This is a genomic window from Bacillus sp. JZ105 (assembly GCF_053903125.1).
In genome coordinates, this window is the sequence record NZ_CP096387.1 from 3,596,791 (window position 1) to 3,610,877 (window position 14,087).

At 42.7% G+C, this 14,087-nt stretch carries 12 protein-coding genes and 1 pseudogene; 4 read left to right on the forward strand and 9 right to left on the reverse strand.

The window, feature by feature from the left end:
* From M1D81_RS18545 to M1D81_RS18570, 6 genes and pseudogenes are all read right to left on the reverse strand, one after another.
* Positions 1 to 485 (reverse strand): annotated as a pseudogene (locus M1D81_RS18545) (MarR family winged helix-turn-helix transcriptional regulator).
* 140 nt (positions 486 to 625) lie between these two features.
* Entirely contained in the window at positions 626 to 1,927 is a 1,302-nt protein-coding gene (locus M1D81_RS18550) for a pyrimidine-nucleoside phosphorylase (protein WP_456266067.1), read from the reverse strand.
* 25 nt (positions 1,928 to 1,952) lie between these two features.
* A complete protein-coding gene (locus M1D81_RS18555; RefSeq protein WP_456266066.1) occupies positions 1,953 to 3,134 on the reverse strand; it encodes a NupC/NupG family nucleoside CNT transporter in 1,182 nt (393 codons plus the stop codon).
* Between the two features lie 166 nt (positions 3,135 to 3,300).
* Positions 3,301 to 3,972 (reverse strand): deoxyribose-phosphate aldolase, encoded by a 672-nt coding sequence (gene deoC / locus M1D81_RS18560; protein WP_456266065.1) that lies wholly within the window; start codon positions 3,970 to 3,972, stop codon positions 3,301 to 3,303.
* Positions 3,973 to 4,056: 84 nt separating this feature from the next.
* Positions 4,057 to 5,001 carry a sugar-binding transcriptional regulator gene (locus tag M1D81_RS18565; RefSeq protein ID WP_456266064.1) on the reverse strand — a complete coding sequence of 315 codons (945 nt, stop codon included), beginning with the start codon at positions 4,999 to 5,001 and terminating at the stop codon, positions 4,057 to 4,059.
* 60 nt (positions 5,002 to 5,061) lie between these two features.
* Complete coding sequence (locus M1D81_RS18570; protein ID WP_456266063.1) at positions 5,062 to 5,937, reverse strand: aldose 1-epimerase family protein; 876 nt, start codon at positions 5,935 to 5,937, stop codon at positions 5,062 to 5,064.
* A 224-nt stretch (positions 5,938 to 6,161) separates the two neighbouring features.
* On the opposite strand from M1D81_RS18570, the gene M1D81_RS18575 reads away from it, so the two are divergent.
* Positions 6,162 to 7,985 (forward strand): acyltransferase family protein, encoded by a 1,824-nt coding sequence (locus M1D81_RS18575; RefSeq protein WP_456266062.1) that lies wholly within the window; start codon positions 6,162 to 6,164, stop codon positions 7,983 to 7,985.
* Between the two features lie 277 nt (positions 7,986 to 8,262).
* Here M1D81_RS18575 and M1D81_RS18580 read toward each other — a convergent pair whose 3' ends face one another.
* Positions 8,263 to 9,360, reverse strand: coding sequence for a saccharopine dehydrogenase family protein (locus tag M1D81_RS18580; RefSeq protein WP_456266061.1), 1,098 nt, complete (start codon positions 9,358 to 9,360; stop codon positions 8,263 to 8,265).
* The gene (locus tag M1D81_RS18585) at positions 9,357 to 10,061 is read right to left on the reverse strand and encodes a class I SAM-dependent methyltransferase (RefSeq protein WP_456266060.1); all 705 of its coding nucleotides are present in this window, start codon (positions 10,059 to 10,061) and stop codon (positions 9,357 to 9,359) included. Before M1D81_RS18585 ends, M1D81_RS18580 begins: the two co-directional genes overlap by 4 nt.
* A 129-nt stretch (positions 10,062 to 10,190) precedes the next feature.
* On the opposite strand from M1D81_RS18585, the gene M1D81_RS18590 reads away from it, so the two are divergent.
* Together M1D81_RS18590 and M1D81_RS18595 are read left to right on the forward strand one after the other, a co-directional pair.
* Positions 10,191 to 11,201 (forward strand): helix-turn-helix transcriptional regulator, encoded by a 1,011-nt coding sequence (locus M1D81_RS18590; RefSeq protein WP_456266059.1) that lies wholly within the window; start codon positions 10,191 to 10,193, stop codon positions 11,199 to 11,201.
* Between the two features lie 114 nt (positions 11,202 to 11,315).
* Positions 11,316 to 12,466, forward strand: a protein-coding gene (locus tag M1D81_RS18595) for an IS3 family transposase (protein ID WP_456265364.1) whose coding sequence is annotated in 2 segments (ribosomal slippage) — positions 11,316 to 11,589 and positions 11,589 to 12,466 — 1,152 coding nt in all. Because the reading frame shifts where the segments join, the coding sequence is not laid out codon by codon here.
* A gap of 59 nt (positions 12,467 to 12,525) precedes the next feature.
* Here the strand turns inward: M1D81_RS18595 and yidA are convergent.
* Positions 12,526 to 13,338, reverse strand: coding sequence for a sugar-phosphatase (yidA, locus tag M1D81_RS18600; protein WP_456266058.1), 813 nt, complete (start codon positions 13,336 to 13,338; stop codon positions 12,526 to 12,528).
* Between the two features lie 298 nt (positions 13,339 to 13,636).
* On the opposite strand from yidA, the gene M1D81_RS18605 reads away from it, so the two are divergent.
* A complete protein-coding gene (locus tag M1D81_RS18605; RefSeq protein WP_024423948.1) occupies positions 13,637 to 13,996 on the forward strand; it encodes a MerR family transcriptional regulator in 360 nt (119 codons plus the stop codon).
* Positions 13,997 to 14,087 lie beyond the last annotated feature (91 nt).

Sequence of the window (14,087 nt, forward strand, 5' to 3'; positions counted from 1 at the left end):
TTAGGTTGTTTGAATCTTTTCGATGTTTTGTTGTATACGGATGAGCACATCAGTGAGAAGCCTTCGTTCTTCTTCACTTACGTTTTCAAGCATTTCTGAGATAAATCGTTCTTTTTCTATTTTAGAAGCTTCGATTCTCGTTCTGCCTTCTTCTGTTAAGCGGACAAGTGTGACTCGATTATCTTCTGGTTTTCTTCTGCGTGTGACCATTCCTTTTGTTTCCAGCTGTTTTAAATGACGCGTCACAGCTGCACTATCAATATTTACTTTTTTCTGCAAATCTGATTGGCTGATTTCATCGGCTTGGAATAACAGCGATAGCAACTCAAGTCTTGATTGGCTGATGCCCGTGCATGCTTCGAACTTCACGCCCATCATACGGTTCACGCACTGCAAACGATATAATACCTCTGCCTCTTCAGAGCAAAATGCAGTCAATGCCATCCCCTCTTTTCTATTCAGAAATCAATTACTTGATATATCAATCATTGACTCGTCAATTAATATACACCCATTGTTTGATGATTGCAAGAGGTTTGTTTCATAAAGTGAATTTTTTTATTTCAATAGAAAATGACAAGCATAAAAAAAGACAAAAGCGACGAATCACTTTTGTCCTTTTTCTTTATTCAGTAATGACTGTGTGGATCAATGTTGGTGCATCGGCATGATCAGCAATGCGGATGTTGTCATAAATTTTCTCCATGACATTTGCAACATCTTCACGATTCGCATGCAGAGTCACAAGTGAATCTCCTTTTTCAACACGATCGCCCACTTTTTTGTTCAGCATGATGCCGACAGATAGGTCGATATCGTCCTCTTTTGTTGCGCGTCCTGCTCCAAGGATCATCGCTGCAACACCGATTTCGTCCGCGACGATTTCAGCTACGACACCTGACTCTTTTGCAGGTACTTCGATTTTGTAAGGTGCTTGCGGCAGTTTTTCAGGCTGATCCACAATTGAGCTGTCTCCACCTTGGTTTTCTAAGAATTCCTTGAATTTCTCAAGCGCTTTGCCGTTTTTCATCACTTCAATCAGCTTTTCTCTTGCTTCATCAAGTGTGTCTGCTTTTTTCGCAAGAACGACCATTTGACTTCCTAATGTGAGCACAAGCTCGTTTAAGTCTTCAGGACCTTCGCCTCGAAGCGTATCAATCGCTTCTTTCACTTCAAGAGAATTTCCAATCGCTAATCCTAGCGGCTGAGACATGTCAGAGATGACCGCCATTGTTTGTCTGCCAACGTTGTTTCCGATGCGAACCATTGCTTTTGCAAGCTTTTCTGAGTCTTCTGGTGTTTTCATGAGAGCACCTGCGCCTGTTTTCACATCAAGTACAATCGCATCTGCACCAGCAGCAATTTTCTTACTCATAATGGAGCTTGCAATAAGCGGAATTGAGTTAACAGTTCCTGTCACATCACGAAGAGCATACAGCTTTTTATCAGCTGGTGTCAGGTTGCCTGATTGGCCAATAACTGCTACTTTATGACGATTCACGAGCTCGATGAATTCGTCTTTTGTTATTTCTACGTGGAAGCCTTTGACCGCTTCAAGCTTGTCCACTGTACCGCCCGTATGCCCAAGACCGCGCCCTGACATTTTCGCAACAGGTACATCTAGTGCCGCAACAAGAGGAGCGAGTACAAGCGTTGTTGTATCGCCTACACCGCCTGTTGAGTGCTTGTCTACTTTAATACCGTCAATGGCAGACAGGTCAATTGTATCTCCTGAGTTCGCCATAGCGAGTGTTAAGTCTGCACGTTCTTGATCCGTCATATCTTGGAAGAAAATCGCCATAGCCAAGGCACTTGCTTGGTAGTCAGGAATTGTTCCGTCCGTATAACCTTTGACAAAGAAAGAAATTTCCTCTGAAGTTAATTCTTTTCCGTCACGTTTTTTCGCAATGATATCTACCATTCTCATTGTTTTCACCATTCCTTTTTTTAAATTAGTAAATCAAACCGACAACGCCTGCTGTTAAGAAGCTGACAAGAGTTGCACCGAATAACAGCTTTAATCCAAAGCGTGCGACTACGTTTCCTTGCTTTTCGTTTAAGCCTTTGACTGCTCCAGCAATGATACCGATAGAAGAGAAGTTCGCAAATGATACAAGGAATACAGAAATGATCGCTTCTGTACGAGCACTGAATTGGAAAGCATCACCGGATAGAATTTGCATTGCCACAAATTCGTTAGATACCATTTTGGTCGCCATAATGCTTCCTGCTTGTACCGCCTCGCTCCAAGGAACACCAACAATGAACGCGAATGGAGCAAAGACATATCCAAGTACATCTTGGAAAGAAACACCGATGGCAGCTGTAAAGATACCGTTAATCATCGCAATTAATGCAACGAAGCCAATTAACATTGCAGCAACAACAATCGCTACTTTGAAACCATCCATAATGTATTCGCCAAGCATTTCGAAGAAGGATTGTCTTTCTTCCTCGACGACTTCAAGCATGTCTTCATCCTTAGAGACTTCATATGGATTGATGATTGATGCGATAATAAATCCACCAAATAGGTTCAGCACAAGTGCTGTAACCACATACTCTGGTTTAATCATTTGCATGTACGCACCAACAATCGACATCGATACCGTCGACATTGCAGATGCACATAATGTATAAAGACGCTGCTGAGGTAATAATCCAAGCTGTTTCTTAATAGAAATAAAGACTTCTGATTGACCTAAAATCGCTGACGCTACTGCGTTGTAAGATTCTAGTTTTCCCATACCGTTTACTTTACTTAGCAAATATCCGATTCCGCGTACGATAAGCGGAAGAATACGCCAATGCTGCAGGATACCGATTAACGCCGAGATAAAGATGATCGGCAGTAAAACATTGATGAAGAAAGTGGACGCATTATCATTCATTAACCCGCCAAATACAAAGTTGATTCCTTCGCCGGCATAGCCTAGAAGCATTTGGAATCCTTTTGCAAAGCCTCCGACTAGAAAGTTTCCAACACCTGTATTGAGCAGAATATAACCTAATATAAATTGCAGTACAATCATAACAATTACTGGACGGAATTTCACTCGTTTTTTCCCATTACTAGCCAGCCATGCAATGGCGAGAATCACTAGCAAACCGATGATACCAATCACGTATTTCATGTTTTTCCTCCTTGAATGAATTCGTTTACATTAATGCGCTTGTATGGGACAAACCCTATTTCGCAAACAAAACGCGGAAGAAATTCCCAGAAGTGAGTTCCTTCCGCATATGACTTTTTCATCATTTATGAGTCATGAATGTTATCCTACCATAGGATCGTATGAATTAATAGTCTTTCGAAGGAGCTGATTGATCCCCTTTGATAATGGAAACGCCTGCACTTGCGCCAATACGGGTAGCACCTGCAGCTGTCATTGCCTCAACGTCTTCTTTTGTTCTCACGCCGCCTGATGCTTTCACACCGATGTCAGGTCCTACTGTTTTACGCATTAATGCGATGTCCTCAGCCGTTGCACCGCCTGTACTAAATCCAGTCGATGTTTTCACAAAATCAGCGCCTGCTTTCACTGAAAGCTCACAAGCTTTGACTTTTTCTTCATCAGTAAGTAAACATGTTTCAATAATGACTTTCACTAATGCTTTGCCTTTTGCTGCGTCTACAACTGCACGAATATCTTGTTCCACCACATCATGTTCGCCGTCTTTCAATGCCGCAATATTGATGACCATGTCCACTTCTGTTGCACCGTTTTCAATGGCATCCTTTGTTTCGAATGCTTTCACCGCTGTTGTGTTGGCGCCTAACGGGAAACCGATGACTGTACATACATCAACACCTGTTCCTGCTAGTTCTTTCGAAGCTAGAGATACCCAAGTTGGGTTTACGCAAACAGATGCAAATTGATGAGTCTTTGCTTCTTCAAGTAACTGCATAATTGCAGCTCTAGTTGTATCTGGTTTTAGTGCTGTATGATCAATGAGCTTTGCTATCGTCATGCTTCACACTTCCTTTGAATTATGATACTTTCATCATATATGACGGATGAACAATTGTAAACATGGTTATGAAATTTTGTTCATCTATTTTGTGACATTTAAAAGAGCCCTCGCTGTGTGCTGATCGATGATCAATACATTCGCATATTTTCCTCTTAGTGCGCCGTGTATAGAAGCCACCTTTCGATGACCGCCCGCGACAAGAATGGATCGTTCTTTTGCCCTTAAATCATCTAGCTCCACGCCAATTGTGCGATTGTTAATGGCTTCACTGCAAATGCGTCCATCTTGATCATAAAAACGCGAGCAAATGTCTCCAACACTGGATTCCTTGAGGAGCGCTTTTTCTTCTTCACGGAAATAACCTAGTCTAAACAAAAGTGCCTCATCTCTTACCGTTCCAACAGTAAACACAGCGATATTCGCCTGCTTGCCCATTTCGATAATTCGCTGAATATGTCTGTCCTGCTCAACCATCTCCTTGACGGCAGCACTATCAAATACAACAGGAAGCGGCAAATAGCGCGGTGCTGTTTGAAAGGCCTCAGCAAACAGCTGGATGGTTTCCGCAGAATATGTATTCACATGAGAATGGCTGATTCCGCCCTTGAGCTGGACAACCTCTACACCTTTTACCTGTTTAGGTTGCATCTTTTGTGCGATTTGATACATAGTCGTTCCCCAGCTCACGCCAACGATATCGCCGTCTTTCACCGTCTCTTGCAAGTAATCTGCACCAAATCGGCTCAAATAATCGGTGATGGTTGGATAGTCGTCCTTTGGTGAAAACACCACATGAGCTTCGAGCAGGTCATATTTTTCCTTGAGCAATGAAGAAAGCTCATTTAAATCCTCAAACGGATCCATCACCGTAATCTGGACGTACCCCTTCTCTTTCGCATATTGAAGCAGCCGAGATACAGTCGGTCTCGACAGGTCGAGCTGTTTGGCAATTTCCTGCTGGCTGTAATCAGACAAATAATAAAGCCTTGCCGCTTCAATACTCAGCTGTTGTTTCTCTCGATCCATTCATACGCCCCCTTTTTTCTTCTATCATAACAAATTGTTCACCTCATCATGCACAAATGTTCATTTAAAGAAAATTGTATAAGCAGCATGAAATGTCTCATTCTTTTCTAATGTTTGAATGCCAAACTTCTCTTTGTACTGTCCATTCGTCCCTTCCCTATCGGCGATGCCATACCACGGCTCAATACAAACAAAAGGAGCCATCGTTCCTTTTTCTTGATCATAAGGCGACCAAATGCCAACGAAAGGAAAGCCGGTGAGATCGACCTCAACTCCGTGATCTGCCCCTGAAGTCAATGACACTCGATTGATATGGCTAAAGATCATCGCATCATGCTGAAAAAGCTCTGGGCAAAGCTGGATCGGTTCAAGCTGAATGCCTTTTTCTTTCTCCCTGACAAGTGAATTCCGCAGTTCATATTGCACAGGGAGATGTTCAGTGGAAGATGTCAATGTGAGTGAATAATCTGATGTTTGCTCGCCTTCAACAAGCGGAATACGAAATGCTGGGTGTCCTCCAATGGAGAAATACATCGTATCCTCTCCATCATGCTCAATTTCCCAGGAAATCTTCAGTCCATTTTCCAAAAGTTCATAACGAATTCGCGCTGTAAATTCATACGGGTATTGCTTCACGTGCCGGCCTCTTGATTCATATTGAAAGGTCACCGTATGCTTCGTTTCTTCATATAAATCAAAATTGACATCACGTAAAAACCCATGCTGCGTGAGCTCAAAGGTTTGATCGTCAATTTTGTATTGATCATTCATTAATCGCCCAACAATCGGAAACAAGACAGGCGACACCCTGCCCCAATAAGCTGGATCACCGGACCACATATAGTGACGCCCGCTTTCCTTGGCAAGCACCTCCCTGACTTCCGCTCCTTTTTCATGAATCTGAACCAATAACTGATCATTTTCGATCGTTTTCATTCAATACATCCCCTTTCCTTCTTCTTTTATTATGACAGGGATTTTGATTTTGAGTATCAAATTCGACATCTCTTAACCCTCCAATTAAAAAAATTTTAAAAAAGACAGAAATTCGCCAACAAAATGTAATGCTGATTCGTCTAATCTTATATAAAATAAAAGAATCTGCTCTTTTGAATGAACAACAAAAAGAAGCGTTTGACATTGATGGGGGATTCATTTTCATGAACAGCAAGGAAAATCGTTTTCGTTATATTTTAGGATTAGATGGACTAAGAGCTGTTGCTGTATTGGCAGTCATTGCTTATCACTTACATATCGAACCCGCAAGCGGCGGGTTTCTTGGCGTTGATTTATTTTTTGTCATTTCTGGTTACTTGATCACAACGATCTTGTTACATAAGCAGGATTTAGGCTATCAAGAGCTTTTGCCATTTTGGATAGGACGGATCAGGAGGCTTCTTCCAGCCGCTTACATCATGATTTTTATAACCGTCAGCTGGTGCGCAGTTGCTGGATCAAACGCATTATTGTCCATTCGTGGCGATGCCATATCGTCCTTTTTTTATGTCAGTAACTGGTGGTACATTTTTCACCAGCTTTCCTATTTTGATAGCTTCAATGCTCTATCTCCACTGAAAAATTTGTGGTCTCTGGCAATAGAAGAGCAATTTTATATCATTTGGCCGGTACTGTTGATTGCAGGGCTGAAATGGGTAAAAAACAAATCCCATCTGCCTATGATCACCTTTGGACTTGCGCTTGTCTCTGCCTTATGGATGGCGATTCTTTATTCACCAGATACCGATCCAAGCAGGGTTTATTATGGAACAGATACTCGTGCATTTGCGCTCTTGATTGGATGCAGCCTGGCATTTGTGTGGCCTATGCAAAGACTATCCAGCAAAAAATTACTTCCTGTTGGCAGACGTATTTTACATATTGCCGGGTTCGGTTCGTTTGCGATTTTCCTTCTTTGTGTTTATGCAGTGGACGATTTCGATGCCTTTCTCTATCAGGGGGGTATGCTTTTATTCTGTCTGAATGCGGCCATCTTAATTGCGTGCGTCTGCCACCCTGCAAGTCTTATAGGGAAATGGCTGTCCTTTCAGCCGCTTGTCTGGCTCGGTAAGCGGTCTTATGGTATTTATCTGTGGCATTATCCCATTATCGTACTGACCACACCGGTTATTGAAATTGGACAACCTTCCATAGCGCGTGTCACATTGCAGCTCATCGCCATTTTACTAGTTGCTGAAGCTTCCTATCGCTTCATCGAACAGCCGATCCGCCAGCATGGCTTCAGACAATATTTTTCCTCTTGGTCTATTTGGAAAAAAGGAATCAAACAGTGGTCTACATCTAATAAAGTGTTCCTTGGGATCACCGCTGCTCTTTTGATCTTATTTATCATTGGCATGTCCAACTCGTCCACTTCCTCCCCACATGTGAAGGAAGTGACGCAAATTAAGACAGCACCGAAAAAAACAGCCGAACCATCGGAATCAAAAGAGAAGAAAAAGAAAGAAAAGCACGAGAAAAAAGCAGCTGATCAAAAACAATTTCACCAAGTTCTTGCCATTGGTGATTCTGTCATGTTAGACATTGCGCCGAATCTCGAAAAAGCGTATAAACAAATCACCATCGATGGGAAAGTTGGCAGACAGATGAACGAAGCCATCGGCATCGCCCCTCAATACAAATCATTTAATCAATCTGATGCCGCTGTTATCATTGAACTTGGCACAAATGGTTATTTTACTGAGGACACGCTGAAAGCATTCATTCAAAACTTTTCAAAGGCACATATTTTCTTAGTGAACACGAGGGTTCCTAGATCATGGGAAAATGATGTAAATACGGTAATTCAGCGAGTGGCCGATCAAGATCAAAATGTCACCTTGGTCGATTGGCATTCAGCCGCTACTGGACAGCCATCCTATTTTCAGCCCGATGGTGTTCACCTTTCAAAAAAAGGTTCTGACACATTGACACAGCTCATCACAGCAAGCATTAAGAAAAAAGGGGATGTGTCGACGTCATCATAAAGAGACTAGCAGTATGCTAGTCTCACAGACTGTTGACAAAGGGCTAAAATGATTTTTATTTTAGCCCTTTGTCTTCTTTTCAGCGTGATAGAAAACCTTTGCAGTCTAGGAAGGGCGAGTACCGGAGCGGAGCGAATTGAAACATTCGTGAGCACCGGAGCGCAGACCTGACAACGAATGCGAGGGTTTGTCTACACGCTGAAAGACTAGCAGAATGCTAGTCTCAGACTGTTGACAAAGGGCTAAAATGATCTTGATTTTAGCTCTTTGTCTTCTTTTATGCCGTCAAAAGGCTGGCCCTTATCGCTAATGTCTTCTCTTCCTTTGTTTTTTGATCCGCCAAAGCAAAATGCCCGTTCTCATATGCTAGTGAAAATAATTGTTCAATATGAAAAACTCCTGACTGAAACCGTCTGTTCAATAAATGCAGAGCCGCAGCACATGCGACTTGAGCTGTTGCTTGAGACTCGTCGTGTCCTTTTATACCAAGCGCTGCATGATGAACCTTTTTCCCATCCGTCCCTGCCGCTTCCACTTTGACTGCATATAGATCTGTTCCCACTTGAGAAGATTGAATCATTGAAATGGCTCGATCCTTCATCTTCCGTAATGTAAGGAACGACGTCAGTCCAAGGCTCCTTGTGAAGGCCAATGCCCCCGTCGCGAGCCGTGAATCAAAACAAAGCCTTGTCGTCACAGATGGCACATGAAGTGTGGAAGGCAATGTCTGTTGATCAGAGAAGGGGAATCGATAGGCATACCGCTTTCCAAGCTGTCCACCAAAGTTGACCTGTCTGCCTCCAGTAAAGCTTTTCACTCTTTTCCGCTGATCATGCTCAGTGAGTTCATAATCAGTATGGACATGATCAATCGTCCATTCAATCGCGGCTTTTCCATGCTGATCCCCCAACCCAAGCATAATCCCAATATCTATTTGATCCACTGATGAAAGCATAGATGCCGCTTTCGCAGCTAATAAATTTGTAAGGCCGGGCGCGAGACCTACACTGAGCAAAGCCGTTGCACTGATTTGCTGTTGATCCAGCTGTGCCATTTGCTCCATATACGCCCCCTTTGCAGAAATATCGATATAATCAATACCTGCCCGCAGAACGGTTTCAGCAAATGACGTGTCATCTTGATCGAGACACATGATCACCAGCTTTGTTTCATCCATCCAGTCAGAATGTAATGACTGACTAACATCTAGTTTGTAAGGAAGGACTCTTCTTTTTGTCTGCTGTGAAAATTGTTCGGCCTTCTCATAGCTCCTGCCCGCCGCAACAATTTGCCCTGGATACACTTCACTTAACTGAAGACATATTTGCTGTCCGACATGTCCATAGCCGCCAATCACCATGACCTGGGATCTCATCTCTCATCCGCCTCTCTACGGCTTCGCTTGCAAACAAGCCCTTTGATCATTCCTGCCTGAAAATAAGGTCTGATGTCTCGAAACCCCGCCTTAATTAAATGTCCTCTCATCTCCTCCTCAGGCACAGGATATGTTGCACGTCCCAGTCTGTCATTAAAGGACGAAAACACTTCTTTTCCTAGACCTTGCCGCTTCATGAAAAGAGACAGCATATGTAGCTCTTGCTGAAATGCGCTGGAATTCATCTCTCCTTGTATAAATGCGAGTACAAACGGGGCCCCTGGTTGAAGCCTTTGTGCAATCTCCTGTAAAAATGACAGCCGATTTTCTACAAAATGAATCACAAGCAGGCTCACTGCGGCATCGTAAACAGCTTCAGCAGACACCTTGTTTAATGCGGTCTCATACCAAGTGACACGCGCCTCCATCTGGAGCTGTGAAACCCGCTGTTTCGCCATATCCAGCATAAATGCAGACGGATCGACTCCTGTGATGAGCCAGTCTTCTTTTCTCTGAAGCATGTTGATGATCTCTTCACCCCCACCCGCTCCGACAGTTAGAATAGAGGACGCTCCCTTTATTTCAGTTTCTAATACATCTACTGTTAACTCATGCAAAAGGTGATAGCCGGGGACTTTATGTGAAATCGTTGCTGCGTATGATTCAGCAACAGGGTCGTGCCAATGCTGGTTTCCTTTCATATGATTCTCCTCCAGTTCCTTTCCGCTTTCCATCGTTTCCTGTACACTAACGATATGACATCTTTATTGTAAAAAGAGGCACCAGAAAAAACGATCCCTAAAAGTGGGGGTTTTTGAGGAGGAGATCATGTGGTCAATCCAGCCACTCATTTTCAGCAGCTAAGGCAGCACATTCGGGACGAGCTTGCTGCTGTCATTGATTTTGATGCCGCTTGTATCACAACCATCGATCCAGCCACTCTCCTCTCGACAGGTTCCTACACTGATGAACCGATTGAAGAAATTCATGACCAGCTCTTTCAAAATGAATTTTTAAAAAAGGACGTGCATCAGCATGAGTTTCTAGCCAAAGGTCCTACTCATGCTGCGAGTCTCATTCAAAGCGGGGCATATTTGAACAGTGAGCGTTATCAGCATATTTTGTTACCTAACGGTTGGTCTGATGAATTGCGGGCAGCCCTTGTGGTTCAAGGAGAATGCTGGGGTATCGCCAGCCTTTATCGTGAAAAGGGCAAGGAATCTTTTCAGAAGCGAGATATACAAGCAGTCATCGATCTAACACCGTCACTTGCAGCCAAGCTGAGAGATGAGCTTTTCAAAAAAAGAGACACTGAAGATGAGGATGCGGCAGAGCAGCAAGGATTTCTCATTCTTTCAACTCATTACAAGCTTCTTTATGGAAATGAGACAGGGCTCCATTGGCTTCATACATTTCAAGCCTTTGAGCAAATCCATGACCAAGCCGTCATGCCGCGCCCGTTCAGAGCATTAGGCGCTAAGCTTTTATACGGCGGCACCGATCAAACAGCAGCAAGCATCACAAAAATGCCTACGGGAGTCTTTCTTTCTCTTCAAGCCTTTCGATTGACGCAGGTTGCTGACAGGCAGGAGGAGGCTGTCATGATTCACATCAAACGAGCCCAAACAAATGATATTCTTCCTTATGCAGCGAAAACGTACAGGCTGACAGAAAGAGAGATGAACGTCCTCGAGTGCTTATTAAAGGGCCAGTCGACAAAGGAAATTGCGAGTACGTTATATATTTCACCCCATACCGTTCATGATCATGTGAAAGCGATGCTGCAAAAGACAAATTTAAGCAGCAGACGTATGCTTGTTTACTTTTTCTCCAATATATAAAAAAGCGGCTACCGCACTGGGGGACTGACCCCATAAGATGAGACAAATAAAAAACACCTTCAAGTTTGAAAACGGATCGTTGTGATCCGATATAAAACATGGAGGTGTTTTTCTATGGGGACAAGAGTGAGTTATCCGGTTGAAGTCAAACAGAAGGCTGTAGACATGAGATTGGCAGGCGTACCTATGAAAGAGATCATGCAAGAATTGAATATCAAAAATAAAACGCAGGTTCAAACATGGGTGAGGTGGCATAAGGCTGGGGATACACACCGGTTCGAACAGCCTGTTGGAAAACAATATACCTATGGAAAGGGTCCCGAGTACTCTTCCGAATTAGAGAGACTGCGGGCAGAAAATCGCTATCTGAGTCAACAGAATGAAGTTTTAAAAAAGTACAACGAATTGGAAAGGAAGTTGATAAGGAAACGTCAATCAAACTGGTAGAAGAATTGCGCAAAAAGATGACAGTACAGGACATCTGTGTCCATTTAGGCATCTCACGCGCTTCGTTCTATAGATGGAAAAAGAATCTGACTCAGAATCATTCTAAAAGACAACTAGAGAAACAAATCGGCACGTTGTGCCGAGAGCACAAGTATCGATATGGATACCGAAAAATTACAGCCATACTAAAAGTGGGAATGCGTATTAACCATAAAACTGTTCAACGTATCATGCAGAAAAACCAGTGGCAATGCCGGGTTAAAATGAAAAAGCGTAAGAAGAATGGGCAACCCTATGCCGTGGCTGGTAATATACTCGATCGGAACTTTCAGTCTGATCGCCCTCTTGAAAAACTAGTAACGGACATCACGTATTTGCCTTATGGACAGAAACAATTGTACCTTTCCAGTATATTGGATTTATATAATGGAGAAGTGATTGCTTTTACGATTGGTGATAAGCAGGACACAGACTTTATCTTAAACACACTTGATCAGCTCCCAGCACTGCCTGAGAACTGCGTGTTACATAGCGACCAAGGTTCTGTGTATACATCTTACGAGTATCAGAAAGCTGTTCATATAAAAGGCATTACCATGAGCATGTCCCGTAAAGGGACACCCGCTGATAATGCCTCCATCGAATCGTTTCATTCCTCACTAAAGTCTGAAACGTTCTATCTTAACAGCATTGATCGAACTACGACCAACATCGTAGAACGCACTGTCAAAGAATACATTTATTATTATAACAACATTCGTATTCAAACGAAACTAAACAACCAATCACCGATAAACTATCGGCAATTGGCTGTATAAAGGTGTTTTGATCCCTGTCTCAAAAACGGGGGTCAGTCCCCTGGCAGACCGCTCTTTTCTTATTTTCCTAAAACCAGCTCATGCAGCACATGTGCTACTCCGGCTTCATTATTAGATTTTGTTACAACATCTGCTACGGCTTTGACATCATCAATGGCATTTCCCATAGCAACGCCGCAGCCCGCAAACTCTAGCATTGAGACGTCGTTCCCGTTGTCCCCAATAGCCATGACTTCTTCACGAGGAATTCCCAGCTCCTTCGCTAGAAGCTTCACGGCATTTCCCTTACTCACATCAGGATGCAGGATTTCAAGGAAGAAATCTGTACTTTTCACCATCATATACTTTTCCTTCACTTCAGACGGGATGGCTTGTATCGTTTTTTCCAAACGTTCTGGCTGATCAATATACATCATTTTCGGAAGTCTCATCGATGAATCCGCCTCTTCAACAGGCATATATTTCAGCGGCAGTTTTGTTAAGTAGGATTCAAGCACTGTGTATTCACTAATATCGCGATTTGGTGTGTATAAATTGGCCGAATCGAAATAATGCATCGGCGTGTCCAGCTGACGGCTCAATTCATATAACGAAGTTAAGTCATCATAGGATAATGTGAGCTCTGACACCACTTCATTTGTATGGCTGTTTTGAACAAGCGCTCCATTATAGGCGATCACATAATCTCCCTCTTGATCAAGCTGAAGATCAGCTAAATAGCGATTTACCCCGCCAATTGGCCGGCCTGTACATAAAACAATTTTAATTCCTTCTGTCTTAGCCTGTTGAATGGCTTCAAACACTTCATCCGGCACCATATGTTGATCATTTAATAACGTACCATCCATATCAATTGCGACTAATTTATACATTCACTGGTCCCCTTTTCTCAGCAAAAACGTGCTGTCACTATTTTGAGCCACCAATACGATGATGACTGGTTATTTCATTACTATTTACCTATTTTAGCCTATCGTTTTTTCTTCACGCTGTCTACTTTTGTTCACATCTGTAACAAATATCACATGAGTCTACTCTATTATAACGCATTCTATTCATCGTGCTGATCCCCCATTTGAAACAAGTAGAACAATTGTCCACCACTATAGAATGTTTTGAAACGAGCAAATCTAATTGTATGATGAATAGCAAAGAAAGGAGGTGCAGGGAATGATTACGTTTACGAGAGGTAAATTGTCAAAAATGTCTGGAGTACATATTGAAACCATTCGTTTTTACGAAAATGAAGGGGTGCTCCCAGAGCCCAAAAGAGCGCATAACGGCTATCGTCTATATGATAAAAAATATGTACTCATGCTGTCATTTATCACCGAAGCGAGAAAGCTAGATTTCTCACTTAAAGAAATTCGTGAAATTATCAAATCACTTTTCGAAAAAAAGTCAAAAACAGAAGCTGAACAGCTGCTCGAGCAAAAAGTCGAAGATATCCAGCACTCTATTCAAGAGTTAAAAAAAAGGAAGGCAGCTATTCAATTGTTAACAAAGCAAACATTAGCAAATATCAGCTGATTGTAAGGGCTGCCAAAGTGTACCGGTGTTGATCACTGGCACACCTTCGCTCAGATATCTCAGTACACGTTCAATGAAAACATCGGTTATA

Coding starts and splice junctions, on each gene's coding strand:
- M1D81_RS18550 (WP_456266067.1), bottom strand. CDS start 1,927: ATGAGAATGGTAGATATCATTGCGAAAAAACGTGACGGAAAAGAATTA.
- M1D81_RS18555 (WP_456266066.1), bottom strand. CDS start 3,134: ATGAAATACGTGATTGGTATCATCGGTTTGCTAGTGATTCTCGCCATT.
- deoC (WP_456266065.1), bottom strand. CDS start 3,972: ATGACGATAGCAAAGCTCATTGATCATACAGCACTAAAACCAGATACA.
- M1D81_RS18565 (WP_456266064.1), bottom strand. CDS start 5,001: ATGGATCGAGAGAAACAACAGCTGAGTATTGAAGCGGCAAGGCTTTAT.
- M1D81_RS18570 (WP_456266063.1), bottom strand. CDS start 5,937: ATGAAAACGATCGAAAATGATCAGTTATTGGTTCAGATTCATGAAAAA.
- M1D81_RS18575 (WP_456266062.1), top strand. CDS start 6,162: ATGAACAGCAAGGAAAATCGTTTTCGTTATATTTTAGGATTAGATGGA.
- M1D81_RS18580 (WP_456266061.1), bottom strand. CDS start 9,360: ATGAGATCCCAGGTCATGGTGATTGGCGGCTATGGACATGTCGGACAG.
- M1D81_RS18585 (WP_456266060.1), bottom strand. CDS start 10,061: ATGAAAGGAAACCAGCATTGGCACGACCCTGTTGCTGAATCATACGCA.
- yidA (WP_456266058.1), bottom strand. CDS start 13,338: ATGTATAAATTAGTCGCAATTGATATGGATGGTACGTTATTAAATGAT.
- M1D81_RS18605 (WP_024423948.1), top strand. CDS start 13,637: ATGATTACGTTTACGAGAGGTAAATTGTCAAAAATGTCTGGAGTACAT.